This window comes from Mycolicibacterium smegmatis, assembly GCF_001457595.1.
Taxonomy (GTDB): Bacteria; Actinomycetota; Actinomycetes; order Mycobacteriales; family Mycobacteriaceae; genus Mycobacterium; species Mycobacterium smegmatis.
In genome coordinates, this window is sequence record NZ_LN831039.1 from 3,022,500 (window position 1) to 3,048,963 (window position 26,464).

A 26,464-nucleotide genomic window follows, 5' to 3' on the forward strand; every position below is an offset into this window, starting at 1 on the left:
GCGGGCGAGGGCGAGGCGGTTGTCCGACAGGGTTGCCCGCGCTGATACCGTCCGGTCGACGGAACGCGTCACGACGACGATGAGGGGACCATGCCTGACCTCGCGACATACGGACCATGGGCGGTCATCGCCGGCGGCTCGGAGGGTGTCGGCGCGGAGTTCGCGCGCCTGCTGGCCGAGGCCGGTGTCAACCTCGTCCTGATCGCCCGCAAGCCGGGACCGCTCCAGGACACCGCCCAGCGGTGCCGCGAGATCGGGGTCGACGTGCGCACCGTCGCGACGGACCTCCTCGACCCCACGGCGGTGGAGCAGATCACCGGCGCCACCGCGGGTCTCGATGTGGGGTTGCTGATCTACAACGCCGGCGCCAGCACGTGCAACGAGCCGTTTCTCGACGCCCCGCTCGACGACTTCCGAAAAGTGCTCGACCTCAACGTCACCCGGATGATGGAGCTGGTCCAGCATTACGCGCGTCCCATGGTGGCGCGGCAGCGCGGCGGTGTCCTCATCGTGGGTTCTCTGTCGGGTTACATGGGCGCAGACCGGCATTCGGTGTACGGCGGGGCCAAGGCGTTCTCGCGGATCTTCGCCGAGAGCCTGTGGCTCGAACTGCGCGAGCACAACGTCGACGTGGTCGAACTGGTGCTCGGTGTCACCAGGACCCCGGCGATGGAGCGGGTGGGCCTCAACTTCGATGTGCCCGGCATGATCGTCAACGACCCCGCCGATGTCGCCGCCGAAGGCCTGGCCAACCTGGCCAACGGGCCGGTCCACATCGCGGGCGGCAACGCGGCGATCGCCGCGGCCAACAACGCCCCCGACCGGGCGAAGGTGGTGCTGCAGGCGCACGATCGGATGCGACGGCTGATCAACCGGGGCGCCTGAGATGCGGGTCGGATTGTCGACGCCCGTCGTCGTGCAGGTCCCACAGGTGGCCTCGGCGTGGGAGGCCACCGCGACCGTCGACGACCTCGTCTCGATCGCCGAGGTCGCCGACGACACCGGGTTCGACTTCCTGACCTGTTCCGAGCACACCGCGGTGCCGCAGGCCGACGCGGCCCGCCGCGGTGCGGTCTACTGGGATCCGCTGTCCACCTTGGGCTTCCTGGCCGCACACACCCGCAGGATCCGTCTGGCCACGGCAGTTCTGGTACTTCCGTACCATCATCCGCTGGAGCTCGCGAAGCGCTACGGGACGCTCGACCGGCTCAGTGGTGGCCGCCTGGTCCTCGGTGTCGGGATCGGGTCGCTGCGTGAGGAATTCGACCTGATCGGCGCGCCCTGGGAGAAGCGCGGTGCCCGCGCCGACGATGCCATCCGGGCGTTGCGCGCGTCGATGGGCCGCGCCGAACCGGCCTATGAGGGCCCGTTCTACGCGTTCTCCGAGATGACCGTGCTGCCGCACGCCGAGCGGATCGACGTGCCGATCTGGGTGGGTGGGCGCACCGAGGCCTCGTTGCGCCGTGCCGTGTCGCTGGGAGACGGATGGATGCCGTTCGGCCTCAAGACATCCGAGATTCGCGCTCTTCTGGCGACGACACAGACACCGGCCGGGTTCGAGGTGGTGCTCAGCACCGGGCATGCCGTCGACCCGATCGGCGACCCGGCGGGCACCCGCACGCGGTTGGCAGGCCTTGCCGATGCCGGAGCCACCGTGGCGTCCTGCACCATCGCGGCGACCTCGGCCTCGCACTACCGCGACCAGGTCGCCCGGCTCTCCGAGATCGCCGGGACCGTGGAAGGGCGCGGGGCCTGAGCTGGGGCCCGGGGTATCTGCGCAAGCCCGCTAGTGTCGATTCATGGCGCGAGTTCAACGACACCTGGTCCTGCTCTCCGGAGTGTTTCGGATCGACCACGTGGCAGACGAGACCGTGGTCGATGGTGACGACTGGGTCGCCCAGGTGCGCGCACCGGAAGGCCTGACAGTGATCCGCAAGGCCGACAGCGACGAACGATGGGTGGGGCTGTACGGCGACGACGCCCATGATCTCGACGTCACCGGGATGCTGGCCGCGGTAGTGGGGCCGCTGGCCGACGCCGACATCTCGGTGTTCGTGGCCTCTACGTTCCACTCCGATCTCGTGCTGGTGCCCGAGGCGCAGAAAGCCACGGCAGTGAGCGTTCTCGAGGCCGCCGGCCACACCGTGCGCGAGGCGGATCAGGTCAGGCTCTTGTAGAAACCCCGTCCACGGCCGCGGGAAATAGATGGCGTCCGAAATCTATATCATCGACGGCGGACGGTTGCGGTGAGGGACGGCGAGGGAGGATGCGATGCCTCGGGTATCACGTGAGCAGATGCAGTCGAACCGGGCGGCAGTGGTGCAAGCGGCGTCCGAGCTGATCCGCGAGAAGGGCATGGCCGACGTCACCGTCGAGGCGATCTCGGCACGGGCGGGCCTGACGCACGGGAGCTTTCACAAACAGTTCGCATCGAAGCAGGCGCTACTGCTGGAGGCGATCTGCGCGGCGGTCGACCAACGACGGGCGGCCGTCCAGAAAACCGTCGAAGAACACGGCAGCGACGCGCCAGACGTTCTCAAGGACTGGTATCTGTCGGAGGAACACCGCGACAACCCGGCGACGGGATGTGCTGTCGCCGCGCTGGTGGGGCATGCAGCCACCGTCACCGACGATGCTCTGAGGGACGCTTATTGCCGCGCGGTCGACGACCTGCTGGCAATGGTCGAGGACGGGGGCACCGCCGACGCGTTCGGTGAGGTGGCGCTCATGGTCGGCGCCCTCGAACTGGCGCGCGCCACCAAGGGGACGCCACTGTCGGCCAGGTTCCTCGAGTCGGCTCGTCAACGGCTCTCGCGCCAGGAGTAGCACGCGCTGTCGTCGACCGGGTTCTGCCGCACGATCGGATGGCGGTTCCCGGCGTAGTTCCCTGCGCAGTGTTATAAATGTTGTCTAACATCTATTGGAGGAGAACCCATGGTGCACATAGCAGGACGTCGAATGCTCGTGACCGGCGGACAACGCGGTCTCGGTGCGGCATTCGCGTCCGAACTTCTCGCCAGGGGCGCAGACCGCGTGTATGTCACCGCCCGCAAACCCGCGCCGTCAAGCGATGCCCGGATCGTGCCTGTGGCTCTCGATGTCACCGACCCTGACTCTGTGCGAGCGGCAACTCGAAATCGCCGACGATGTGGCCATCGTCGTCAACAACGCGGGCACCAATGGGCCTCTGCCCGTCCTGGGAACCGACATCGACGCCATGCGAGAAGTGTTCGAGACCAACGTCTTCGGTCCCGTGCGGGTCACTCAGGCGTTCGCCCCGGTTCTCGCGCGGCAACCCGACAGCGCGCTGGTCAACGTGCATTCGGTGTTCTCGTGGCTGGGAGGAACCGGCGCATACGGAGCATCGAAAGCCGCGCTGTGGTCGTTGACCAACTCTCTGCGTGTGGAACTCGCGGCGCAGGACACCAAAGTCATCGGAGTGCACCTCAGCTTTGCCGATACCGATATGACCGCGGGCCTCGACGTCTTCAAGATCGCACCGGAGTACGCCGCGGCACGGGTTCTCGACGGGTTGGAGCGTGACGATGCCGAAGTTCTCGTCGACGACACCTCCCGCGACGTCAAGGCCGCCCTCGCCGGACCCGTCGGGGAACTGGTCCTCACGCTGTGAGGCGGTAGGGCGCGTCGGTCGCCCTGTCTGCGACGATGGTCGCCGGGCTGCCGAGCCCGCGAGACCACCGAGACCACCGAAGGAAACGAGGCGTGAGCGCAGACGAAACCCTCGAAACCACCATCACGGCACTGCTGGAGCGGGTGCGACGCCTCGAAGACGAACGCGACATCGCCCGTCTGATCGCGTCGTACGGACCGGCCGTGGACGCGGCCGACGCCGACACCGCCGCGGGCCTCTGGGCACAGGACGGCGTGTATGACGTCGAGAACTGGCAGATGGTCGGCCGCGGCGACGTGCACGCCATGGTCAGCTCGTCGTCGCACCGCGAACTCGTCGCCGGCGGGTGCAGCCATTTCCTCGGACCGGCCGTCGTGACCGTCGACGGTGACACCGCCACGGCCGTGTGCGAGTCGGTGGTGTTGCTGAGACGCCCGGAGCCGTTGCCGGACAGCGACTTCCCGCTGCGTGCATGGCGCTCGTCGGCGCAGGAGTACCTGGTGTGGCGGGCCGCGGCCAATCACTTCGAGCTGGTACGCGACGCGGACGGCTGGCGCATCACCAAACGCACCAGCCGGATGCTCGACGGCAATGCCCACGCACACCGGCTGCTCACCGCGGGCCTGGCCGGCGAGCCGGCCGACACCGCTGACTAGTTGTCCTGCGTCAGGAACGACAGCACGGTCCGCTCGAACGCGGCCTTGGCCTCGATCATCACCCAGTGCCCGCAGTTGGGGAACACGTGCAGTTCGGCGTTGGGGATGGTGCGCATCGGGACCAGGGCCATGTCCAGCGGGCTGACCCGGTCATCGCGGCCCCACGTCAGGAGCGTCGGCGCCTTCACCTTGTGCATGATCGACCAGGGCAACGGGAAATCCGCGTTGCGCATCATCTCCATCATGGCGGCGAACGCGGCCTTGCCGTACATGCGGCGTGCGGATTCCAGCGTCTCGGGATCGGTCGCCAGCGCCCACCGTTCCTCGATGAGCTCATCGGTGACCAGGGCCGGGTCGTACACCATCGAGTTGAGCCAGTCGACCAGGCGGGCCCGTGTGGGATCCTCGGTGAACTCCTGCAGCAATCGGATGCCCTCGCTGGGCCCGGGGCTGAAGATGTTGGTGCCGATGCCACCGATGGTGACCAGGCGTCGCACGCGGTCGGGGTGGTTGATGGCGAAGTTGATCCCCACACCGCCGCCCATCGAGTTGCCGATGATGTCCACCCGGTCGAGACCCAGCGCATCGGCGAACACCACGGCCGCCCTCTGTGCGTCCAGCATGGGATGACCACCGAAGTCGTCACTCACCCCGAAACCGGGGAACTCCAGCACGAGACAACGGAAATGCTGCGCGAAGAACCCCAGGTTGCCGCGGTAGTTGCGCCACCCCGTGACGCCGGGCCCGGATCCGTGCAGCAACAGCAGGGGAGGGCCGTCACCCGCCTCGTGGTAACGCAACACCCCCGCATCGGTGGTGACCTCACGCAACGAGTCCTGGTAGTCGATCGCCTGCATGCTCGCCTTTCCTTGTGGGGAACAGATCGATCTCACACCGTAACGGGCAGCGATCACACCGCAGTGGTCGGCTGAGTGGGACGCGCGAGCGTCGGCGACAATGGGGACGTGGGCGAGAACCTGGTGGTCGCGGCGGTCCAGCCGCGAGTGCTCGACGGCGATGTGGAGGCGAACGTGGCCTCTCATGTGGAGGCGATCGTCTCCGCCGACGCCCGGTTGGTGGTGTTCCCGGAGTTGTCGCTGAGCGGCTATCGAGCCGACGCCCAGCCGGTCGACCTCGCCGGTGACGGCCTGGCGGAGCTGGTACGCGCCTGTGCGGCAACACATTCAGTTGCCCTGGTCGGCGCCGCGGTGGAAACGTCCGGCGGCCGGTTCATTGCGATGGTGCAGGTCGACGGGACCGGAGTGGACGTGGCCTACCGCAAGACCTTTCTGAGCGGGGACGAGAGCAGGCACTTCACGGCCGGTGACGGGCCGAGCGTCATCGAGGTGGACGGCTGGCGCGTAGGTATGGGCATCTGCCGAGACACCGGGATCGACGACCATGTGCGAGGTACAGCCGCCCTCGGCGTCGATGTCTACGCCTGTGGCGTGGTGCACCACGCGACGGAGCTGGCCGAGCAGCAGCGCCGTGGGCGCAATATCTCCGCCGTATGTGACGCACCGGTGGTGATGGCGAGTTTCGCCGGCGCCACCGGCGGCGGATTCACGAAAACCGCCGGCCGGTCGGCCATCTGGGCAACGGATGGGAGCGTGCTCGCTGAGGCCGACGCCTGCCCCGGCGGCATGGCCCATACCACGTTGCAGCGGACCGTCATTGCTGCGCGTCGCGCCAGGCGAGCATCTCGGTGAGGACGGAGAAGTCGTAGCCGTCAGCGGTCGGATGGATCTCGGTGGTGAACGTGCTCGCACCCCCGTCGCGGAAGGTGTTGGCGCTTTCGGCGTCTTCCCAGCCCACGGAACGTTCGATGTCGGTGCCGGCACGGCCTGCGGCGGCGCCAGGTCGTCCAGACGTGCGCTGGCATCGTGGAACTTGTCGAGGCTGATGTAGGTGTGCCAGATGTCGGCGTGCCGGGCCACCGCGGGTAGTGTGCGCTTGATGCCGGATCCACCGATCAGGATCGGGATCTTGCGTATCGGGGCGGGTTTGAGTGCCTCAAGGCGCGCCGCGATGCGGTCCAGGCCGTCGTCGAGCAGGTCGAACCGGGTCTTCCAGGTGCCGAAGTCGTAGCCGTAGGTGGTGTAGTCCTTTTCATACCAGCCCGCGCCGAGACCGAGGATGAGTCGGCCGCCGCTGATGTGGTCCACGGTGCGGGCCATGTCGGCAAGCAGGTCGGGATTGCGGTACCCGACGCCGCTGACCTGGAGACCGATCTCGGCACGGCTGGTGATCTCGCCCCACGTGGCCAGCGCTGTCCAACCCTCGAAGTTGTTGACGTCAGGCTGAGACTCGTACAGCACGGGCATGGCGTCGACGATTCTGCTGAAGTTGGATTTGTGGAAGTGGTCGTAGCCGAGAATGATGTCGGCGCCGATGTCTTCGGCGCGCAGGACCGCACTGCGCCAACTCTGATAGTCCGGTGCTCCTCCGGGCCAGATCTGCACCCCGACGCGTAGTGGTCGACTCATGTTGCGTCCCTTCGTCCCTGTGGATGTCGTCGATGATTGGCGTTCACCTGGAATCGCCGCAAGTACTTACTTTTTTGTATGTGGCGCGCAGACAACAGGATTCAGAAAAACACGTGTCGTGTGCGCGAGTCGGGATGAGGGTCAGGTCCGCTGATCGACGACGTCAGGTGCACTGACATGAAAGTAAGTACCCGCTCCGGGGAAGAGATGGCTTTGTCGCGCGGTTGCAGCACAGACAAGGACAAGATCGAATCGAGGGATTCCGGTGACGAGCGACGTGACACAGAGGACGTTCTACTGTGGGCTGGATGCCGCGCTCGCGATAGTCGGCGGCCGGTGGAAGTTTCTGACCGTCTGGCAACTCGCTGTCCAGGGTGCACAACGCTACGGACAACTGCGAGCCAGAGTCGAGGGGGTCAGCGAGAAGGTGTTGATCGGGGCCCTCAGGGATCTCGAAGCAGACGGCGTCGTCGAACGCAGGGACCACCGGACTGTGCCTCCCCACGTCGAGTACTCGTTGACGCCCTCTGGGGTCGAGCTCGCAAAAGTCCTGGAGCCCCTCTGCCGGTGGGGCTACGACCATATGAAGGTCCATACGGAAGCCCGTACGGAGCAGATGGCTCATCGAGCCGAGCTCGCCGCACTGGCGTGAGGGCCATTGCGTGCGCCTATCGCGGCCACCGTGGACAGCGCCACCGAGGCCGCATTGGCGTCGCGACACACAGTTGTGCTGCCGAGTTCGAAGAGCGGTCTGAACCGAAGGGAAAACGATGACCACACAAACGAACTCGAACAGCATCCGGATCGGCGTGCAGTTGTGGCCGGGCGGCGTCGCCGACTACCGCACCTGGCGTGACGCTGTCCTGAGAGCCGAAGAACTCGGTGTCGATGTGATCTTCGGCTACGACCACTTCCACCGCCCGACGGCCGAGATCGTCGACGGCGGGCCGCGTCTGCTGCCTGATCAACCCGCCGTCAACAATTTCGAGGGCTGGACCGCGCTCGCATCCTGGGGCGAGATCACCACCCGCACCGAGATCGGGTTGCTGGTCACCGGTATCGGCTACCGCAACCCCGACCTGCTTGCCGACATGGCCCGCACCGTGGACGGCCGACTCATCCTCGGCCTCGGCTCTGGCTGGTACGAAAAGGACTACCACGATTACGGATACGAGTACGGCAGCGTCGCGTCGCGCATGGACCTGTTCGAGGCAGGCCTCGCGCGCATCGAGCAGCGGCTCGATCGGCTGGTGCCCGCGCCCCTGCGCCACATCCCGATCCTCATCGGTGGCGCCGGTGAGCGTCGGACCATGCCGCTGGTGGCCCGCCACGCCGACATCTGGCACAGCTTCCTCGACATCGAGTCGTTCCGGAAGAAAAGCCAGTTGCTCGAACAGTTGGCCGACGGTGTCGATCGCGACCACAGGAAGATCGACCGCGCCGTACAGTGGACGGGCGCCGACGAGGCCGGGGAGTACGTGGCAGAAGGGGTCACGTTGTTCACCGCTGTGATTCGTCCCGACACCAATGGCTACGAGTTCACCGAGGTGGAGAGCATGCTGGCCTGGCGCCGCGCTCAGTAGCTAAAAACATGTGGTCTGCTCCGCTATCGAACCTGTGCGCGCAACGCGTCCGTGCCATGGCGGTGCAGATCCTCGGCGACACCGACCACGTAATCGGCGAAGTCGCGGCGCTGCGCCACGTCGGCCCCGACGATCGAAGGTTCGGTGACAAGTCGGCGAACGGCTGCGCCGACCGGCAGGCCGGCCGTCATGGCCGTGAGCTCATCCGCCCGTGGATCTGCCAGTGCGGTGGGCTGTCCGTCGGCGTCGACCGGATCGACGACGTGCAGGGCCCACCCCGCGATCCCCAGCGCCGCCCACCGCGCGGGCGTTCCCTGGCCGGCGCGTGCCGACACCGTGCGGAGCAGTCGGGGACCGATTTTCTGGGACCCGTCGGAGGCCACTTGGAGCGTGGTGTGGGGCAGTGCGGTATTGGCGAACCGGGCGAGCACCGATTCGCCGTAGTCGCCCACCTCGAGCCCGGCGGGCGCGTCGAGCGACGGACGCACATCGTCCGCGAACAGGCGTCGGCAGATGTCGGCCAGCACAGAGTCGTGGACGGCTTCGGCGATCGAGCGGTACCCGAGACGCAGGCCGAGGTAGGCGAGCGTGGAGTGCGCGGCGTTGAGAACTCGCAGTTTGAGCTGTTCCCACGGCGCGACATCGTCGACCAGCTGCGTCCCGACCGCCGACCAGGCGGGCACCGGCCCCGCGAAACGGGATTCGATGACCCATTGACGGAACGGCTCGCACATCACCGGTGCCTGGTCGCGCACTCCGATACTCCGGGACAGTGCGGCGATGTCCTCGTCGGTGGTTGCAGGGACGATGCGGTCGACGACCGTCGACGGGTATGTGACCGTGGCGCCGTCGTCGACGGAAAGACCTGCCGCATCGGAGAATTCGTGCACAATCTGCTGAAGAAGGCGTCCATTGTGGGGCAGGTTGTCGCAGGAGATCACGGTGAGGGGTCCCGCTCCGGAACGTGCTCGCCGCGCGATCGCGTGTGCGAGGACGCCGGGCACCGTGCGCGGCGCACCCGAGTGCAAGTCGTCGGCAATTCTCGGGTGGTCGAAATCCAGTCCACCGGTGGCGGGGTCGAGGCAGTAACCCTTCTCGGTCACCGTCAGCGTCACCACGTGCACGGCGGGGTCACAGATGCGCTCGACCATCGCGGTCGGATCGGCTGAGCCGTCGCCGACCTCACGCAACGCCCCGACGACGCGAGGCGGCGATGCTGCCGCGCCGCGTTCGGTGACCGTGTAGAGGCCGTCCTGCGGTCGCAAACGTGTCGCGGCGGCGCCGCTGCGCTGGGTGAATGCCGCGATCGCCCAGTGAGTTTCGCCGGTGTGCCGCATGGCATCCTCGGTGTAGATCGCCTGGTGGGCCCGGTGGAAGGCGCCGAGACCCAGGTGAACCTGGCCGACGGTGAGCGCGTTCGGATCAGGCCGGGGAGGGACGGCGGTGCCGTAGCTGCCGAGCTTGAGCAGGTTCACGCGAGGACCTCCGCGTGCGCACGCACGGCCTCCAGTGGCGCGATGCCGCCGCTGCCACCGACACCACCGACGGCCAGTGACGCCGCCGCGGCACCGATCCGCACCGCGTCGGACGTTTCGTCGCCGAGAGCCAGACGTGCCGCGACGGTACCGGTGAACACATCGCCGGCACCGGTCTGATCCACCACACTGGGGGCCGCGAAAGCCCCCTGCCAGTATGTGGTTTCGGCGTCGACATGGACACCCGCGGCGCCGCACGTCACGGCGACCGCCGCAGCGCCTGCAGTTCGCAACCGCGCGGCGGCCTCGGCCGCCTCGGAGGTGCCGAGCAGTGCCGCGCACTCGTGCGGGGCCGACGGTGTGATCAGCGCACACCTCGGCGCGATCTCGAGCAGCAGGGCGCGTGCGTCCTCCGCCGTGGTCAGGCGCGGACGGAAATTGGGGTCGTAGACGAATCTGGTGGCCCGGCCGGCTGCGGCGAGCACGGTCGCACGAGTGGTGCTCGACAGTGATGCGGTGATCCCGCTGACCACCACGGCTCCTGCGCTCTCCAGAACATCGTCGGGCAGATCCTCCGGCGCGAGCCGCGAACCGGCGGAACCGCTCCGGGCATAACAGAACTGACGATCACCCTTGGGGTCGGAATGCTGGACGTAGATGCCCTGGAAGCCTCGGTCACGCCGGATGTGACCGGTGTGCACACCGAGACCCGCGAGGTGGTCGATGACGGCCGTGCCGAGTTCGTCGTCGGAGACCCGGGCGACCACCGCGACGCGTGCTCCGGCCGCCACCGCGGCCGTGGCCGTGTTCACCACGTCGCCGGACACCGCGAATCCGCAGTCCACGCCGTGCGTGATCTTTCCGCGGGTACTGACCTCGATGAGCGGCTCGCCGAGTGCCACCACGTCGAACGTGCTCACCAGTCGTGCACCGAACCGTCGGCACGACGGTTGACCGGAAGGGATTTCGGGTCGTACGGAAAACGCGCGGCGGCCTGTTCGTCGACCTCGACACCGAGTCCGGGTGCATCGCCGGGATGCATCAGCCCGTTCTGGAACGTCCAGTTGGTGCGGAACACCTCGTCGGCCGGTTCTACGTGACCCATGTACTCCTGGACGCCGAAGTTCGGCACCGACATGTCGATGTGCAGCGCCGCGGCGAACGACACGGGGGACAGGTCACCGGCCCCGTGGGATCCCGTTCGCACACCGTACAATTCGGCCAGCGCGAAGATCCTGCGCAGATGTGTCACACCGCCCGCGTGGGACACCGAGGTGCGGATGTAGTCGATCAGGCGCTCGGTGATCAGGTGCTGGCAGTCCCAGATCGAGTTGAACACCTCACCGACCGCGAGTGGGGTGGTGGTGTTCTGCCGGATCAGGCGGAACGCCTCCTGGTCCTCGGCCGGCGTGGGGTCCTCCATCCAGAACAACCGGTGCTCTTCGACATCTCGGCCCAGCCGGGCCGCCTCAATCGGGCTGAGCCGGTGATGGACGTCGTGCAGCAGGTGCACGTCGAATCCGAAACGTTCGCGGACGGCCCCGAGCATACGCGGTGCGAAGCGCAGGTACGGGCCGGTCTCCCAACTCTCCTCGGCAGGCAGATGCGCGGACGCGGGTTCGTACAGCGACGAGCCGGGATGCACGCCGTAGACCTTGCCCATCCCGGGCACCGCGCACTGGGCCCGCACGGCGCGGTAACCGCGGTCGACGTACCCGGCGAAGTCGTCGAGCATCTCTTCGAGGCTCGCACCGCTGGCGTGCCCGTAGACCATCACGCCGTCGCGCGCCGCACCGCCCAGTAGCTGGTAGAGCGGCATCCCGGCGGCCTTGCCCTTGATGTCCCACAACGCGATGTCGACCGCGGCGATCGCGGTCATCGTGACCGGGCCCCGGCGCCAGTAGGCGCCCTTGTAGAAGTACTGCCAGGTGTCCTCGATGCGCTGGGCGTCGCGGCCGATGAGTTGCGGACACACGTGGTCTCGCAGATAGGACGCGACGGCGAGTTCACGGCCGTTGAGCGTTGCGTCGCCCCAGCCCACCAGACCATCGTCGGTGGTGATCTTGAGGGTGACGTAGTTGCGTCCTGGTGCCGTGACGAGCACATCCGCGGCGACGATCTTCATGCTTACATACAAGTACTGACGCGCAAGATCTGTCAACAGGGCAGGTATTCCAATAAGCTGTCTCCATGACGGCGCCGAAGCAGGGTACGAACCGTGAACGTGTGTATGCCGAGCTGCGGCGACAGATCGTCACCCTGGCGCTCGCGCCCGGCGCCTCGCTGTCGGAGAACGAACTCGCCGCGCAGCTCTCGGTGAGTCGCACACCGGTCCGGGAGAGCCTGATCCTGCTCGCTGACGAGGGCCTGGTGCAGATCTTTCCCAAGCTGGGCTCCTTCGTGGCCAGGATCGACCCCGAACGTGTGGCCGACGCGCAGTTCATCCGCGAGGCGATCGAACTCGCCAACATCCCGCAGGCCGTGGAACGTGCCGATCGCGCCGCGATCGCGGAGTTGCGTGCGCTGATCGCGGCGCAGCGCGAGACCACCGACGTCAACACCTTTTTCGAACTCGACGAACAGTTCCACCGATGCCTGCTCGCCACCGGTGGCCACGCCAACGCCTGGCGGACCGTCGTGGCCGCCAAAGCCCACCTGGACCGGGCGCGTCGACTCGGGATGCTCAGTGAGAGCTCGATCCAGTCGTTGACGGACGAGCATGCCGCCATCGTCGACGCGGTGGACGGCGGTGACGGCGACAAGGCGACCGCGGCACTGCGGGATCACCTGCGCAAGGTGTTCACCGACATCGAGAAGATCCGCTCACGTTCTCCTGAGCTGTTCGCCGACGGAGCCACCGCTCGCCCCACGCGTCGTGTCGTAGCCGTCTGGCAGTAGGTCGCTGCGCGCCGTTCAGTGGCGATCTTGTCGGTACCGACTGTTGACAAGGCTTGGCTCTCAGGGCTTGTATGTAAGTAATGCCGCTCACATCCGCTCGTCGCGGGAGCTCTTGCCCGGCCGCCTCAGCAGCAAGGAACGCACGATGACCAACAACGTGGAAACGCCACGGGACACACAGAACGAATCGAACCGGGCGACGCCGAATCTGCGCAGGACCGTCCTCGCCTCGGTGATCGGCACGATCGCCGAGTATTACGACTTCTTCATCTACGGCACCGCGTCGGCGTTGGTGTTCAACAAGATCTTCTTCCCCGAAGTCGACCCGTTGGTGGGCACCCTCGCGGCCTTCTCGACCTACGCGGTGGGATTCTTCGCGCGTCCGCTCGGCGGGATCGTGTGGGGTCACGTCGGTGACCGCATCGGCAGGAAGAAGGCATTGGTCTTCACCCTGCTTCTCACAGGGTTCGGCACGTTCCTGGTCGGTGTGATGCCGACGTATCAGCAGATCGGCCTGTGGGCCGCGGTCGTTCTCCTCGTGGTCCGGTTGATCCAGGGCTTCGGTGTCGGCGGCGAGCAAGGTGGTGCGGTCCTGCTGACAGCCGAGGCGTCACCGCCGCAACGCCGCGGATTCTTCGCGAGCTTCGTCCAACTCGGTTCTCCCGTCGCCTATCTCATTCCCACTGCGCTTTTCGCGGTGTTGCAGGCACGTATGGACGACGAGACGTTCCTGTCCTGGGGCTGGCGAATCCCGTTCCTGCTCAGCGCCATCGTGATCGTCGTCGGTCTCTACATCCGGCTGCGGGTGCCCGAAACCGAGGCGTTCCGGGCCGTGAAGGAACAAGGCGGCCGACGCCCGGCACCGCTGCGCACCCTGTTGGCCGACCATCGGCGCGAGGTGATCGGCGGCATGGCGGTCAAGTTCGTCGAGGCCGCGATGTTCCCCTTCTACACGATCTTTCTCGTCACCTACGCACGTAGCCAGAACGTCGACCCCGCAATAGTTCTCGACGCGGTGATCATTGCGATCGTCGCCGAGGTGGTCATGGTGCCGCTGTGGGGCAGGCTCACCGACCGGGTCGGGCGCAAACCCGTCTACCTCGGCGCGGCGGTGCTGAACCTCGTGCTGCTGATCCCGGCCTTCCACGCGGTCCAGACCGGAAACTTCATGGTGATCGCCGCACTGCTGATCGCCGGCCTCGCAGTGGGGCACGCCGGGACCTACGCGCCGCAGGCGTCGTACTTCCCCGAATTGTTCCCGTCCTCGGTGCGCTACAGCGGCGTGTCGGTCGTCTGGCAGTTCGGCGCGATGATCGCGAGCGGACCTTTCACCGTCATCGCCGCGGCGCTTCTCATCGCCGGGAACAGCTCGTATGTCTGGGTGGCCGTCTATGTGGCGGTGTTGATCCTCATCAGCATCTTCGCGCTGGTGCGGATGCCAGAAACCGCGGTGCGCCCCCGTGGGGGCACCGAGTACGCCGACTGGTCGAACTGATCGCCCGAAAGGATCACCCCTTCGATGTCCAACACCGTCGACAGTTCACCGGCACGTGCCACGACGCGGACCACCGGGGACCTGGCCAAGGCAGCGGTATCCGGATGGCTCGGCACCGCAATGGAGTTCATGGACTTCCAGCTCTACTCGCTGGCGGCTGCCATCGTCTTCAACAAGATCTTCTTCCCCGATGTGAGCCCGGCCATCGGCCTCATCGCGGCGATGGCGACCTACGGGGTGGGTTACGTCGCGCGTCTGGCCGGAGCCATCTTCTTCGGGCGCATGGGCGACCGCATCGGTCGCAAGAAGGTCCTGTTCATCACCATCGCCATGATGGGTGCGTCGACCACGCTGATCGGTGTCCTGCCCACCCACGCGACCATCGGGATCATGGCGCCGATCCTGCTGGTGGCCCTGCGGCTGATCCAGGGATTCGGTGCGGGGGCCGAGATCGCCGGTGCCACAACCATGCTCGCCGAATACGCGCCGCCGAAACGGCGTGGCCTGATCGCGTCGCTGGTCTGCCTGGGCACCAACTCGGGCACGCTCGCGGCTTCCGGTCTGTGGGCCGTGCTGCTCGCGGTTCTCAGTGAGGAACAACTCCTGAGTTGGGGCTGGCGGATACCGTTCCTGCTCAGCTTCGTGCTGATGCTCTTCGCGATCTGGCTGAGGCTGAATCTCAAGGAAAGCCCGGTGTTCGAGGAACGCCCCGACGTCGTCGACGGTGTCGCGCTGTCGCGTGACCAACTCGAGGCCGCGGCGTCGCGGGAGAGCGTGCTGGAAGCCGGCCTGCGTCAGCGGAAAGGCAAGGCGTTCCTGGTCGCGCTCGGTCTGCGGTTCGGCCAGGCCGGCAATTCCGGACTGGTGCAGACGTTCCTGGTCGGCTACATCGCCACGACGCTGATGATGAACAAGTCGGTGGCCACCAGTGCGATCATGTACGGCTCCCTGGTCGGGTTCATCACCATCCCGATCGTCGGCTGGTTGGGCGACCGGTACGGGCGGCGCTTGATCTACATCGTGCTGACGACGCTGACCGCGATCCTGGCCTTTCCGTTGATGATCGGTGTCACCAGCGGCAGCGACACCGTCATGGTGCTGTCGATGATGATCGCCCTCAACGTCGGTGTGCTCGGTCTGTTCTCGCTGGAGAGTGTGACCATGGCAGAACTGTTCGGCTCGCGCACCCGGTTCACGCAACTGGCCCTCACCAAGGAGATCGGCGGGATCCTCGCCACCGCCATCGGACCGGTGGTCGCCGCGAGCCTGACCGCGGCGACCGGAAGCTGGTGGCCGATTGCGGCGATGCTGGTGGTGTATTCGCTCATTACGCTGGTGTCGGCGGTGCTCAGCCCAGAGACCCGCGGCCGGGATCTCGTGCAACTGGAGGATGCCCTGTGAAAGCTGTCGTGGTGCACGGCGCCAACGATCTCCGGGTCGAAGAACTGCCGGATCCCGCGCCGGGCACGGGCGAGGTTCTCGTCGCGATGGAGTGGGGTGGGATCTGCGGATCCGACATCTCGTACTGGCGCCACGGATCCACCGGCACCGCCGTCCTGAAGCACCCCATGGTGCTCGGCCACGAGGTGGCGGGTCACATCGCGGGCGTCGGCGCCGGGGTCACCGGACTACGCGAGGGCGACCGGGTCACCATCCACCCGGCCACCGAATCGGGCGGATACTTCGGCTCGGCGGCCTTCGATCCGCACACCGACGGGGGCTTCTGCGGTCTGAAAGTGGTGCGCGCCGAGCAGATACGTCGACTTCCCGACGCGGTCGACACGGTGCGTGGCGCGCTCGCCGAGCCACTCGCGGTGGCGATGCACGCGGTGAACCGCGCCGGTACGGTACGCGGACGCGATGTCCTGGTGAACGGTGCGGGCCCCATCGGGGCGCTCGTGGTGGCGGCCGCCAAGTACGCGGGCGCTGCGAGCGTGGTGGCCGCGGACGTCGTCGAGGCACCACTGGCGATCGCAAAGGCGATGGGCGCCGACGGCGTCGTCAATCTCGCTGGCGGTGAACAACTTCCGTCCGACGTCGCGGTGGTGTTCGAGGCCTCGGGCGCAGTGGCCGCACTGGGCGGGGTGCTGCACGCCGCGGCGCGCAACGGCGTCGTGGTACAGGTGGGCAACCTGCCCGGCCAACCGACGCCGGCGAGCCTCGGCGACCTGGTCAGCCGGGAGCTCACCTGGATCGGGTCATTCCGGTTCGTCGACGAGATCACCGACGCCGTCGCGGCCCTGAACGACGGTCTCGACGTCACCCCGCTGATCACCCACCGCTATCCGATCGACCACGCCGCGGAGGCGATCGCCGTCGCGGCCGATCGCAACACCGGCAGCGGCAAGGTGCTCATCCAACTGAACGGTTGACACCCTGCGCGAACGGCGCGGTGAGATGCGTGAGCAACTGCACGGGCACGTCCTCCTGCAGCACGTGCCCGGCGTCGTCGATCCAGTGGAACTCGGCGTGCGGTATCTGGTCGCGGATCCATTCGCCGTACTTCGGGGCCATGATCAGATCGTCACGGCCCCAGAGGATCTTCACCGGGATGTCGATGCCGGCGAGTTTGTCCTCGAAGACACGAGTGTCGTCCACCGAAAGCTGCTGGTACTGCCGGTAGAACGCGGCCTGACCGTCCGCGCCCAGCCACGGTTGCAGATACCGTTCCAGCACGCCAGGCCGGAAACCGCTGTGGGTGGCGCGCTGCAGATGGCTGGTGATCAGCGCACGGTGGGCATAGCCGGGCAGCGCCTCGAACACCCCGGCGTTTCGCCGCACCAGGTGGAAAAGTCCCATCTCCCAATCGGATCCGGTCACCGCGTCGAAGATCACCAGATCGCGGTAGGCGGCACCGTTCACCAGCGACGCGTGCAGTGCGATCGCCGCGCCGATGTCGTTCGCGATCATGCTCGGCCGCTTCAGCCCCCAGTGCTCCAGGAGATCGGCCAACCGCCGTGCCTGGGCGGCGATCGTGAGATCCTGTCCTTCGCGCTGCTCGGACTGACCGTAGCCGAGCAGATCGAACACGTACACCGACCGGTGCTGCGCGAGCGCCGGCGCGATGTCACGCCACAGGTAGGACGAGTACGGCGTGCCGTGCACCAGCACCACCGGTTCGTCCCCGGAACTGTCGGAACCGAGGCGCTGCCAGCGGATGACGCCCTCGGCGGTGTCGAATGTCTCTGTCAGATTCCAGTCCACATCGGGGCGCATACCCCGCAGCCGATGGGCTAAACCGACGTCTTGTGCGGCGCGGTCACCGGGATGCTGGGCAGGCGGATGACGAAAGACGTTTTGCCGGAACCTGATTGGGCGGAAATCGTGCCGCCGTGCGCTTCGACGATGGACGCCGCGATCGACAGGCCCAGTCCGAAACTACCTGCCGCGCGCGAGCGTGATTTGTCGGCGCGCACGAAACGCTCGAACAGGTGGGGCAGCAGATCAGGGTTGATCCCGGGGCCGTTGTCGGACACCGTCACCTCGGCATGGCTGGTGTCCCCGTTTCCGTGGACCACCAACGTGGTCTGCACCGACGTGCCCTCCGGCGTGTGCACCCGCGCGTTCGACAGCAGGTTGGCCAGCGTCTGGTGCAGGCGGGCGTGGTCGGCACGCACCCACACCGGGTCGTCGGGCACACGGACCGACCAGTGGTGCGTCGGCGCCGACACCGCGGCGTCGTTGACCGCATCGGCGACCAGCTCGGTGAGATCCACCTCGGTGGTGTCCAATTCCTGTCCCTCGTCGAGACGTGCCAGCAGCAGCAGGTCGGACACCAGCGAATTCATCCGCTGGGCCTCGGCCTCGATGCGTGCGAGTGAGTACTCGGTGGTCTCGGGCAGCACCGAGCTGTCCTGGCGGGTCAGCTCGGCGTAGCCGTGGATCGCGGCCAGCGGTGTCCGGAGTTCGTGGCTGGCGTCGGTGATGAACTGGCGCATGCGGCGGTCGGACGCGGCGACGTCGGCCAGGGCGCGTTCGACGTGGTCGAGCAGTTGGTTGAGGGTGTCGCCGACCCGGCCGACCTCGGTGCGGGGGTCGGTGTCGCATGCCGGCACCCGCGGGGTGATCGCGTGGTTCTCGCGGTCGAGGGGGAGCGTCGCCACCTCGGCGGCCGTGGCGGCCACCCGGCGCAGCGGCCGCAGTGCGAACCCGACGATCGCGATCGTGCTGATCGCGGTGAGGATCAGCGCCACGACCGTCATCGCCGAGACGATGCCGGTGACCCGCATCATCGCCTCCCACGCCGGTGTGTACGACACCGCGGTCACGAGCGACTCGTCGCCGTCGCCGGGATGGCTGACCACGCGGTACCACCCGAGTCCCGGAATGTCGACGTTGCGGGGGGTGGGTCCGGTGGTCGCAAGGTCCCGCAGGGTGTCGACGGCCGCGGGTGGAGCGGCCTGGGCGTCGCCGTCGGAGAAGAACGCCGAGTCGACCACCTCGCCGTCCTGGATGAGCGCGATGACGTTGCCCTCGGCCTGGCCCAGGACGTGGATCAGCGGTTTCATCGATCCTGGCGGAGGTACCTCGTCCTCCCCGGGCAGCGGGGTGGTCCGGTACTTGGTCACGGTCTTGCTGAAGCCGTCGGCGGCGCCCGCGAGTTGCGCGTCGATGAGTCCCACCATCGAGGACCGCAACGTGAAGACCGACAGGGTCCCGATCGTCGCGAGTGCGATCATGACGACCGCCGAGACCCCGACCACGAGTTGGCGGCGCAGGGACCAGCTCTTCGGCGTACGCATCAGTCCGCCGGTCGCAGCATGTACCCCACACCCCGCACGGTGTGGATCATCGGCTCCCGGCCGGTGTCGATCTTCTTGCGCAGGTACGACACGTACAGGTCGACGATGCTGGTGCGCCCGCCGAAGTCGTACTCCCACACCTGCCGCAGGATGTCATCACGGCTCAGGGCCTTGCGCGGATGCCGCATGAGCACCCGCAGCAGCTGAAACTCGGTGGAGGTCAACGCGATCGGTGTGTCACCCCGGGTCACTGTGTGACTCGACGCGTCGAGCGTCAGGTCACCCACGCGCAGCGTCTCGTCGGCGGCGGGCGTCAGATAGGCCGTGCGGCGCAACAGCCCCCTCAACCGTGCGACGAGTTCCTCCAACGAGAACGGTTTGGTCATGTAGTCGTCACCGCCGGCCGTGAGGCCCTCGACGCGGTCGGCCACCGAATCGCGTGCGGTGAGGAACAGTGTGGGTGTGTAGGTGCCGAACGAGCGGATCTGTTCGAGCACGCCGAGGCCGTCGGTGTCGGGCAGCATGATGTCCAGCACGAGCAGATCGGGCAGGTTGGCCCGGTACTTCTCGACGGCTTGTGCGGCGTCGTGCGCGACGTCGATCACCCAGCCCTCGTACTGCAATGCCATCTGCACGAGGTTGGTGAGCGCGCGTTCGTCGTCGACGAGCAGGACACGGATCGGCGACCCGTCGGGACGGTACATCCGGGGGAGCTGACCCAGAATCGCTCGACGTGGCCGCGGGTTCTTGAGTTGCGCAGACGTCACGTCGTCATTTTCGTCCGCATTCAACCGCAGCTCACCGCCTTCATAGCGTTTTCATATGAAGGCCTGGCGGCGGTGCGAAAGGTCACGATGCCAACAGGGCCGTGACCGCGAACTTCTCCACCTCGGCGACATGGCCGCCGGTCCACACCACGAGCGTGACGGTTCCGGGTTGCGGTGCAATGGTGCTGACGGTGGCCGACCATGGCGCGGCCTCGCCGCCGGCCGCGACACAACAGTGCTCACCGAGCATCTGCTCAGGGCCGTTCTGGTGCACCCGCAGGCGCAGGCTCTCGTCGACGCCCGTGATCACACCACCCGCGTCGATCGCCGTGGAGACCGGACTTCCGTACGGAGGTGCGGTGAGCGTGAGCACGTCGTCGCGGCTGCCGACCACCTCCCACGGCGCGTCGGGAGCGGCCCCGTAGCGGGCGAGGTGGACCGTCGCGGCCGTCGTGGGCCGGTCGTTGGGCAGGACGTAACCCACACCCACCCAGGCCTCGTCGGCGTGCTCGGTGACGTCGGTGACCCGGTCGATCTCGGTGAAGCCCAGATAGTCGCGCGTGAACGACAACGCGGTGGCCGACGGGTCGGCGTGCCACGGCGCGTGGCCGGCCGGGCCGCCCTCGCGCAGCCAGGTGTCGGCGTCGGCCTGCGACGCGAACGGCCACAGCGGTTGGTAGGTGAACTCCTCGGCCGCGTTCGCGGTGCCGGGTGTGAGGCTCAGAGCGGCTGTCAGCAGGGTGGCACCGAGTACGCCGGCCATGCGTCGGGTCGTCGCCATAGCCCCATCATGCGCGTTCACCCGTTCCGCGAGTGTGAAACGTCAGCGAGCTTCCGGCGATTTTCTCGCTGAGAGTTCACACTCGCGGACGCGATCAGTAATTGACGGTGCCGAGCAGGCCACCGCCCACGGCCACGGCGTCCCCGGTGATGCTCACGCTGCGCGGCGAGGCGAGAAAGGCCACGACATCGGCCACTTCCGCGGCATCCACGACCCGCCCGATGGCGTTGTCGGCGATCTGCCGCTCGTAGTCGGCGACATCGATCCCGGCGGCCCTGGCCGCGGCCTCGAACTGGGCGGTCTTGCTCTCGGTGCGCGTCTGCCCGGGATGCACGACGGTGACGTTGATCCCGTGCGGTCCGAGTTCGTCGGCGAGGTTCTTGGTCAGCGCCGCCACACTGACGTTACGGATGCTGCGCACGATCGAATGGGTCTGCCGGTAGCCGAGCCCGCTGATGTTGATGATGCGGCCCCAACCTTGCGCCTTGAGATGCGGCGCGACGGCGCGCGCGGCGCGCAGATAGCCCACGACCTTCACGTTGACGTCGCCCCAGAACGCCTCGTCGGTGGTGCCCGCCAGATCCGGGAACGCCGCGCCGACCGCCTGATTCGATGCGTTGTTGACCAGGATGTCGACGCCGCCGAGTTCCTCGACGGCACGAGCGACGAGGGCCTTGACCGACTCGTCGTCCCCGGTGTCGGCGACGACGGGGATCGCCCGCCGCCCGGTGCGTTCGGCGACCTCGGCGGCGGCCTTCTCCAGGGTCTCCTGATTGCGCGCGGCGAGCACCACGTCGACGCCTTCGGCGGCCAGCGCGTGGGCGATCGCCAGGCCGATGCCTTTGCTGCCGCCGGTGATGATCGCGCGCTTGCCGGTCAGTTGCAGATCCATGTCTCTCCTTGTGAGCACTCGCTTTTCGCCGAGCTCATCGTGTGGTGGGTCCGAGACGCGGACAAGGCATTCGATCGCCGGGATCTCAAAGGTGCTCCGGTGCGGCCGCGCCGGCAGTGATGTGGGAAAGTGCCTCGGCGGCGTCGAGCGATCGGGGCGGCCGACCGTGCCGGGCATGGTCGGCCGTCACCCGCTGGAGATATTCGTTGACCGGTGCGGACCGTCCGATCAGGCGTGCCTGCAGCGCGATTTCCCCGTTGAAATAGTCGGTTTCGACCTCGGTGTGGCCACGCGCGACGCTCTGCCAGGTGGAGCCGTGGACGTCGTCACGCACCCGGCCCGCGAGGAATCTGCCGCGCCGCTCGGTGTCCTGCTCGGGCGGCACCACCGGAATTCCCGCGGCGCCGAGCACTTCTTCGGCCTCCGCGCGTGCCTGTGCGGCGAGTTCATCGGCGGCCGGGCCCGGACGGAAAATCGCGGTCACCCCGTTGCCGAGGTTCATGATCAGCTTGCGGTGCTTCCACGCCATGATGTCGGGGCGGACCTCCGACAGGAACTGCGAGGCACGCAGCATGGCCGCGACGTCATGCGCCACCGCGTCGGCACCGGAGGGGTAGCGCCCGAGATCCAAGATGCCCGCGAGCGGATGACTCTGCTGGACCACCACACCCGGTTCGAGGTGGGCCGCGGGCAACATGACCGTGACGCCGTACACATCGGCGAAGCGCCGCAGTATCGCCATCTCGTTCGCAACACCGTTCTGCGCCGCGAAGATTGCGGTGTGCGCGGGGGCGTGCGTGGCGAGATCGTCGAGAGCGGCACCGGTCTGATGGCTCTTGACCGCGAGGATCACGACGGGTTCGTCGCTCCAGTCGACCTCGCCGGCGTCGGCCGCGGCAGGAAGCGGCACGGTGCGCTCACCGGCCTGCGTCACCAGTTTGAGCCCGCCGGCCCGGATGGCACGCAGGTGGTCCCCACGGGCGACCGCGGTCACGTCGAAACCTCCGAGTCGTAGTTGGGCGGCGATGACACCCCCGACCGCTCCGGTTCCGTAGACGACGACGGGGTGCGGTGTGGTGTCGGTCATCGAAAACTCGCTTCCGGTCAGACGTTGTACGCGCCGATTCCTGCGGCACGATCAGGAGCTTCACCTCCCGATTCTGCCGATCTCTGAGCGCGCGTGTTCTGCGGGATCGCTGTGCGTGCCTGAGGCTCGGCGACCGGCCCCTTTCAGCCGCATCGCAGCTGTCTCCCGGAATCGGTGCCGCGCCTGCATTTTCGTTCCCGGTGTGTCCGGACAGGCTCGGCCGGCAGCTGCCCGTTGCCTGTGGGAATCAACTGCGGGGAATCAGTGGATCACCACAGGGTGTTGCAGGGGCGGGATGGGGCACCATGAATCACCGCGGTTGTAAATCTGGTGTCCGTTCCCGCCGACGGCGAACATCAACCACGGCCGGTGAGCACCACCCTTTCACCTGAAGAAGAACGGATGACATGACAGTGGCACCATTGCGCACCGATCGACGGCGGCTGGGGTCCGGCGGACCCGAGGTGTCGGCGATCGGACTGGGGTTCATGAGCTTTCGCGCAGGCAGCGGACCCGACGACGAGAAGCAGGCCAAGGACATCGTCGACGCGGCGATCGACCTCGGGGTGACACTGTTCGACACGGCCGACATCTACGGCCCCGAGCACAGCGAAGTACTGCTTGGCAAGGCGATCCGGGGCAGGCGCGATTCCGTCGTCATCGCGACCAAGTTTGGCAACCGGCTGGACCGGGGTACCAGCCCGGACGGCCGCGCACTCGACGGCAGGCCCGAGTACGTACGCAGCGCGATCGAGGGGTCGCTGCGCCGTCTGGGTGTGGACCACGTCGACCTCTATTACCAGCACCGAGTGGATCCCCAGGTGCCGATCGAAGACACCGTGGGAGCGCTCGCCGAACTGGTGCAGGCCGGAAAGGTGCGTCACATCGGGCTGTCTGAACCCGGTCCACAGACGCTGCGGCGCGCGCACGCCGTACATCCCATCGCGGCGATCCAGAACGAGTGGTCGCTGTTCACACGCGACATCGAAGGCGAGACCGCGCCGATCGCACGAGAACTCGGCATCGGCATCGTGCCGTACTCACCGCTGGGCCGCGGTTGGCTCACCGGTCGTGTGCAGTCGCGCGACGACATCAGCGGCACCCACCGCGACCACCCGCGGTTCAGCGACGAGGCGTTCGACCGGAACCGCGCGCTGGCCGACACCGTGGTCACGGTCGCGGGTGAACTCGGTGTGCAACCCGGCCAGGTCGCGCTGGCCTGGGTGCTCTCACGGGGACAGGACGTGGTGCCCATCCCGGGCACCCGCCACGTCGGGTTCCTCCGCGAGAACCTCTGCGCGGTGGGCATCGAGTTGAGCGATGACCACCTGCGGCGTCTGGAGGGGATCGCCGGTCAGGTCGCCGGGCACCGCTCGGCCCGACCCGAGCACCTCGGCACCGAGGCCCCGCAGGCAGATTCGGGTGTGCAGAATCGATGACGGTCATCGCCCGCTACGCAGACGTCGATGCGACCCTCGGCGTCCACAGCGACACGCTGGCACTGCAACTCGCCCACCGCTCGGTACGGAAGTTCCTGCCCGACGCGGTCTCCGACGAGCACCTCTCGGCGCTGGTCGCCGCGGCCCAGTCGGCGGCGACCTCGTCGAACCTGCAGCCCTGGAGCGTCGTCGCGGTTCGTGACCCGCAACGCAAGGCACGGCTGGCGGTGCTCGCAAAGAACCAGCAGTTCATCAACGACGCTCCGCTGTTCCTGGTGTGGGTGGCTGATCTCGGGCGGGCCCGGCGCATCGCCGAACGTGCCGGGGTGCCACTGGACGGGGCCGACTATCTGGAGACCACGATCATCGGATTTGTCGACACCGCGCTGGCGGCGCAGAACGCGGTGCTGGCAGCCGAATCACTGGGACTGGGAACGGTGTTCGTCGGCGCGATCCGTAACCATCCCGAAGAAGTGGCCGCCGAGCTGGGGCTGCCGCCGTCTGCCGTAGCAACCTTCGGTCTGGCCGTGGGGTTCCCCGACCCCACCGAGAATGCGGGCATCAAACCGCGGCTGCCGCGGGAGGCCGTGCTGCACCATGAGCAGTACGACGCCCAGACCGCCGATTCCCATGTGCCGGCCTACGACGAGCGTCTCGCCGATTACAACACCCGCCACGGGCTGACCGGGACGTGGAGCGAGCGGGTGCTGGCCAGGCTCGCGGGACCACAATCGCTTTCGGGACGCCACCTGCTGCGCACTCAGCTCGAGCGGTTGGGCCTGGGAATCCGCTGACCGCGGGCGGTGCTGGTGTCAGACCTTCTCGGTGGCGCCGGACAGCTTGCTCACCAACGCATTTCCGGCGAGCCCCACCACGATCATGGCAATCCCGACCACATCGGGCAGCGCGTCGGTGACCCAGCCGAAGATCCCGGCGATCAGCACGAACATCGGAAGCCAGTCGAACAGTTTGACCAGGCTTGCCCCGGTCTCGGCGGTCTCCGGGCTCTCGCCGGTCTGTTCGTCGAATCTCGCCGTCGCGTAGTCGGGGTACCACCCCGTGAACGCGACCGCGAAGAAGATCGAACCCAGTTGCAGGACCCAGCCGGTCCAGAAGTTGTCCGGGTCGTGCAGGATCGCGTTGCCGATGAATCCGACGACGGCCGAGAACGTGAACGCGGCTGCCCACACCCCCGAGATCACGTAGTTGATCCGCAGGAACAGCGGACTGTCCCAATGCTCCTGCGGGGCCTGCTCCTTGGCGTACGGGAGCGTGAACGGCCGCCGCACGACGATGGTGGCGATCACGAACACGGCCAGCGCGATGTTGCTGAGCTCACCGGCCCACTCCTGCAACCAGTCCACGGTATCCGCGGGGACGGCCAGCCCGATCACGGCCAGCACCACGAAGAACGCCGCACCGTAGAAGTCGAGTGCGTGCAGCGTTCCTCCACGCCGCCGGTTGATCCACATCGTGAGCAGGGTCAGGCCCAGCGCCGCACACACGGCCTCTTCGAAATGGCCGGGCGTCGACAGCACCGCCATCACCACCCACGGCGCGATACCCGAGAGCGGGGACTCGAGGTAGCCGTCGAGAAACTTGGTCATGGCCGACAACTTTATTTGCGGAGTCGTCAGAGTTCAGGGCAAATCGGATCTTTCGACAGCACAATCGCGGCGCTTCGGCACCCTCGGCGCCCCGAGCATGCGCGCACCGTAGGTTGGTCGGCATGGACACACCGGTAGCTGTTGTCACGGGAGCCAGTCGAGGCGCCGGCCGCGGCATCGCCGCGGCCCTGCTCGCCGCGGGGTGGAAGGTGTACGTCACGGGACGCACCGTGACCGATCCAGGACCCGGCGGGGTCGCCGTGCCGGTCGATCATTCCGACGACGTCGCCGTCGGCGCGCTGTTCCGGCGGGTGGCCGACGAGTCCGGGCGCCTGGACCTGCTGGTCAACAACGCCGCGGCGATCCACGACGCACTGGTCGATCCGAAACCGTTCTGGGAGAAGCCGATCGAGCTGGCCGATGTGCTCGACGTCGGCTTGCGCTCGGCGTACGTGGCGTCGTGGCACGCCGCGCCGCTGCTGCTCGCGGGGGACAAGGGGTTGATCGCGTTCACGTCGTCACCGGGTTCGGTGTGCTACATGCACGGCCCGGCCTACGGGGCGCAGAAGGCCGGCGTGGACAAACTTGCGGCCGACATGGCGGTCGATTTCCGCGGCACGTCGGTGTGCACGGTGTCGATCTGGATGGGCATCCTGCTCACCGAGAAATTACGTGCGGCGTTTGCCGGGAATCCCGAGGCGCTGGCCGAGACCGCCAAGCACGCCGAAACCCCGGAGTTCACCGGCCGATTGATCGATGCGCTCTACCGCGACCCGCAGCTGGGAGAGCTGTCCGGCCAGACGGTCATCGGTGCCGAACTCGCGACGCGCTACGGCATCACAGACGAAGGCGGGCGTGTCCCGCCGTCACACCGCGAGATGCTCGGCGCCCCGCGCGTCCCGCATCCCGCCGTGGTGCGCTGACC

The 26,464-nt window shown here is 67.3% G+C and carries 26 protein-coding genes and 2 pseudogenes; 16 read left to right on the plus strand and 12 right to left on the minus strand.

The window, feature by feature from the left end:
• Nucleotides 1–90 precede the first annotated feature (90 nt).
• From AT701_RS14530 to AT701_RS14555, 6 genes and pseudogenes are all read left to right on the plus strand, one after another.
• The gene (locus AT701_RS14530) at nucleotides 91–885 is read left to right on the plus strand and encodes an SDR family NAD(P)-dependent oxidoreductase (protein ID WP_058126080.1); all 795 of its coding nucleotides are present in this window, start codon (nucleotides 91–93) and stop codon (nucleotides 883–885) included.
• 1 nt (nucleotide 886) lies between these two features.
• Nucleotides 887–1,756, plus strand: a complete 870-nt coding sequence (locus AT701_RS14535) for an LLM class F420-dependent oxidoreductase (RefSeq protein ID WP_058126081.1) — start codon at nucleotides 887–889, stop codon at nucleotides 1,754–1,756.
• 100 nt (nucleotides 1,757–1,856) lie between these two features.
• On the plus strand, nucleotides 1,857–2,177 hold the full coding sequence (locus AT701_RS14540; protein WP_081319698.1) for an ACT domain-containing protein: 321 nt from the start codon (nucleotides 1,857–1,859) through the stop codon (nucleotides 2,175–2,177).
• A gap of 94 nt (nucleotides 2,178–2,271) precedes the next feature.
• Nucleotides 2,272–2,826: a TetR/AcrR family transcriptional regulator gene (locus AT701_RS14545; protein WP_058126083.1), complete on the plus strand. Its 555-nt coding sequence runs from the start codon at nucleotides 2,272–2,274 to the stop codon at nucleotides 2,824–2,826.
• Between the two features lie 108 nt (nucleotides 2,827–2,934).
• Nucleotides 2,935–3,631: pseudogene (locus tag AT701_RS14550) on the plus strand (SDR family oxidoreductase).
• A 92-nt stretch (nucleotides 3,632–3,723) separates the two neighbouring features.
• Nucleotides 3,724–4,287 (plus strand): nuclear transport factor 2 family protein, encoded by a 564-nt coding sequence (locus AT701_RS14555; RefSeq protein ID WP_058126084.1) that lies wholly within the window; start codon nucleotides 3,724–3,726, stop codon nucleotides 4,285–4,287.
• Here the strand turns inward: AT701_RS14555 and AT701_RS14560 are convergent.
• Nucleotides 4,284–5,144 carry an alpha/beta fold hydrolase gene (locus tag AT701_RS14560; RefSeq protein ID WP_058126085.1) on the minus strand — a complete coding sequence of 287 codons (861 nt, stop codon included), beginning with the start codon at nucleotides 5,142–5,144 and terminating at the stop codon, nucleotides 4,284–4,286. The genes AT701_RS14555 and AT701_RS14560 overlap by 4 nt on opposite strands.
• Nucleotides 5,145–5,330: 186 nt before the next feature.
• On the opposite strand from AT701_RS14560, the gene AT701_RS14565 reads away from it, so the two are divergent.
• On the plus strand, nucleotides 5,331–5,996 hold the full coding sequence (locus tag AT701_RS14565) for a carbon-nitrogen hydrolase family protein (RefSeq protein ID WP_233032102.1): 666 nt from the start codon (nucleotides 5,331–5,333) through the stop codon (nucleotides 5,994–5,996).
• Here the strand turns inward: AT701_RS14565 and AT701_RS14570 are convergent.
• A pseudogene (locus AT701_RS14570) lies at nucleotides 5,959–6,773 on the minus strand (LLM class F420-dependent oxidoreductase). The gene AT701_RS14565 and the pseudogene AT701_RS14570 overlap by 38 nt on opposite strands.
• 265 nt (nucleotides 6,774–7,038) lie before the next feature.
• Here AT701_RS14570 and AT701_RS14575 point away from each other — a divergent pair.
• Together AT701_RS14575 and AT701_RS14580 are read left to right on the plus strand one after the other, a co-directional pair.
• Nucleotides 7,039–7,425, plus strand: coding sequence for a winged helix-turn-helix transcriptional regulator (locus tag AT701_RS14575; RefSeq protein WP_081319472.1), 387 nt, complete (start codon nucleotides 7,039–7,041; stop codon nucleotides 7,423–7,425).
• Between the two features lie 118 nt (nucleotides 7,426–7,543).
• Nucleotides 7,544–8,356, plus strand: a complete 813-nt coding sequence (locus AT701_RS14580) for an LLM class F420-dependent oxidoreductase (protein ID WP_058126086.1) — start codon at nucleotides 7,544–7,546, stop codon at nucleotides 8,354–8,356.
• Between the two features lie 23 nt (nucleotides 8,357–8,379).
• On the opposite strand, the gene AT701_RS14585 is transcribed toward AT701_RS14580, so the two are convergent.
• Genes AT701_RS14585 through manD form a run of 3 tightly spaced genes read right to left on the minus strand, consistent with a single transcriptional unit; the run spans nucleotide 8,380 to nucleotide 11,956 of the window.
• Entirely contained in the window at nucleotides 8,380–9,831 is a 1,452-nt protein-coding gene (locus AT701_RS14585) for a mannitol dehydrogenase family protein (protein ID WP_058126087.1), read from the minus strand.
• Entirely contained in the window at nucleotides 9,828–10,751 is a 924-nt protein-coding gene (locus AT701_RS14590) for a PfkB family carbohydrate kinase (RefSeq protein WP_011728676.1), read from the minus strand. Before AT701_RS14590 ends, AT701_RS14585 begins: the two co-directional genes overlap by 4 nt.
• Entirely contained in the window at nucleotides 10,748–11,956 is a 1,209-nt protein-coding gene (gene manD, locus AT701_RS14595) for a D-mannonate dehydratase ManD (RefSeq protein ID WP_011728677.1), read from the minus strand. The genes AT701_RS14590 and manD overlap by 4 nt, the downstream gene beginning before the upstream one ends.
• A 65-nt stretch (nucleotides 11,957–12,021) precedes the next feature.
• Here manD and AT701_RS14600 point away from each other — a divergent pair, with 65 nt between their 5' ends.
• The 4 genes from AT701_RS14600 (at nucleotide 12,022) to AT701_RS14615 (ending at nucleotide 16,596) form a co-directional block, all read left to right on the plus strand.
• Nucleotides 12,022–12,729: a GntR family transcriptional regulator gene (locus AT701_RS14600; RefSeq protein WP_011728678.1), complete on the plus strand. Its 708-nt coding sequence runs from the start codon at nucleotides 12,022–12,024 to the stop codon at nucleotides 12,727–12,729.
• 145 nt (nucleotides 12,730–12,874) lie between these two features.
• The gene (locus AT701_RS14605; protein ID WP_011728679.1) at nucleotides 12,875–14,224 is read left to right on the plus strand and encodes an MFS transporter; all 1,350 of its coding nucleotides are present in this window, start codon (nucleotides 12,875–12,877) and stop codon (nucleotides 14,222–14,224) included.
• 24 nt (nucleotides 14,225–14,248) lie between these two features.
• Entirely contained in the window at nucleotides 14,249–15,625 is a 1,377-nt protein-coding gene (locus AT701_RS14610; protein ID WP_011728680.1) for an MFS transporter, read from the plus strand.
• A complete protein-coding gene (locus AT701_RS14615; RefSeq protein WP_011728681.1) occupies nucleotides 15,622–16,596 on the plus strand; it encodes an L-idonate 5-dehydrogenase in 975 nt (324 codons plus the stop codon). Before AT701_RS14610 ends, AT701_RS14615 begins: the two co-directional genes overlap by 4 nt.
• On the opposite strand, the gene AT701_RS14620 is transcribed toward AT701_RS14615, so the two are convergent.
• The 6 genes from AT701_RS14620 to AT701_RS14645 form a co-directional block, all read right to left on the minus strand.
• The gene (locus AT701_RS14620) at nucleotides 16,577–17,440 is read right to left on the minus strand and encodes an alpha/beta fold hydrolase (RefSeq protein ID WP_058126088.1); all 864 of its coding nucleotides are present in this window, start codon (nucleotides 17,438–17,440) and stop codon (nucleotides 16,577–16,579) included. The two genes, AT701_RS14615 and AT701_RS14620, sit on opposite strands and share 20 nt — an antisense overlap.
• A 17-nt stretch (nucleotides 17,441–17,457) precedes the next feature.
• A complete protein-coding gene (locus tag AT701_RS14625) occupies nucleotides 17,458–18,966 on the minus strand; it encodes a sensor histidine kinase (protein ID WP_011728683.1) in 1,509 nt (502 codons plus the stop codon).
• On the minus strand, nucleotides 18,966–19,670 hold the full coding sequence (locus AT701_RS14630; protein ID WP_162139595.1) for a response regulator transcription factor: 705 nt from the start codon (nucleotides 19,668–19,670) through the stop codon (nucleotides 18,966–18,968). The genes AT701_RS14625 and AT701_RS14630 overlap by 1 nt, the downstream gene beginning before the upstream one ends.
• Before the next feature lie 145 nt (nucleotides 19,671–19,815).
• Complete coding sequence (locus AT701_RS14635) at nucleotides 19,816–20,514, minus strand: hypothetical protein (protein WP_058126089.1); 699 nt, start codon at nucleotides 20,512–20,514, stop codon at nucleotides 19,816–19,818.
• A 94-nt stretch (nucleotides 20,515–20,608) separates the two neighbouring features.
• Nucleotides 20,609–21,406, minus strand: coding sequence for an SDR family NAD(P)-dependent oxidoreductase (locus tag AT701_RS14640; protein WP_058126090.1), 798 nt, complete (start codon nucleotides 21,404–21,406; stop codon nucleotides 20,609–20,611).
• Nucleotides 21,407–21,491: 85 nt separating this feature from the next.
• On the minus strand, nucleotides 21,492–22,493 hold the full coding sequence (locus AT701_RS14645) for a ketopantoate reductase family protein (protein ID WP_011728687.1): 1,002 nt from the start codon (nucleotides 22,491–22,493) through the stop codon (nucleotides 21,492–21,494).
• 407 nt (nucleotides 22,494–22,900) lie between these two features.
• On the opposite strand from AT701_RS14645, the gene AT701_RS14650 reads away from it, so the two are divergent.
• Together AT701_RS14650 and AT701_RS14655 are read left to right on the plus strand one after the other, a co-directional pair.
• Nucleotides 22,901–23,932, plus strand: coding sequence for an aldo/keto reductase (locus AT701_RS14650; protein WP_058126091.1), 1,032 nt, complete (start codon nucleotides 22,901–22,903; stop codon nucleotides 23,930–23,932).
• Nucleotides 23,929–24,726: an NADPH-dependent oxidoreductase gene (locus tag AT701_RS14655; RefSeq protein ID WP_011728689.1), complete on the plus strand. Its 798-nt coding sequence runs from the start codon at nucleotides 23,929–23,931 to the stop codon at nucleotides 24,724–24,726. Before AT701_RS14650 ends, AT701_RS14655 begins: the two co-directional genes overlap by 4 nt.
• Nucleotides 24,727–24,744: 18 nt before the next feature.
• Here AT701_RS14655 and AT701_RS14660 read toward each other — a convergent pair whose 3' ends face one another.
• Entirely contained in the window at nucleotides 24,745–25,539 is a 795-nt protein-coding gene (locus AT701_RS14660; RefSeq protein ID WP_011728690.1) for a DUF3159 domain-containing protein, read from the minus strand.
• Between the two features lie 122 nt (nucleotides 25,540–25,661).
• Here AT701_RS14660 and AT701_RS14665 point away from each other — a divergent pair, with 122 nt between their 5' ends.
• Nucleotides 25,662–26,462 (plus strand): SDR family NAD(P)-dependent oxidoreductase, encoded by an 801-nt coding sequence (locus AT701_RS14665; protein WP_058126092.1) that lies wholly within the window; start codon nucleotides 25,662–25,664, stop codon nucleotides 26,460–26,462.
• The last annotated feature ends 2 nt before the right edge of the window (nucleotides 26,463–26,464 follow it).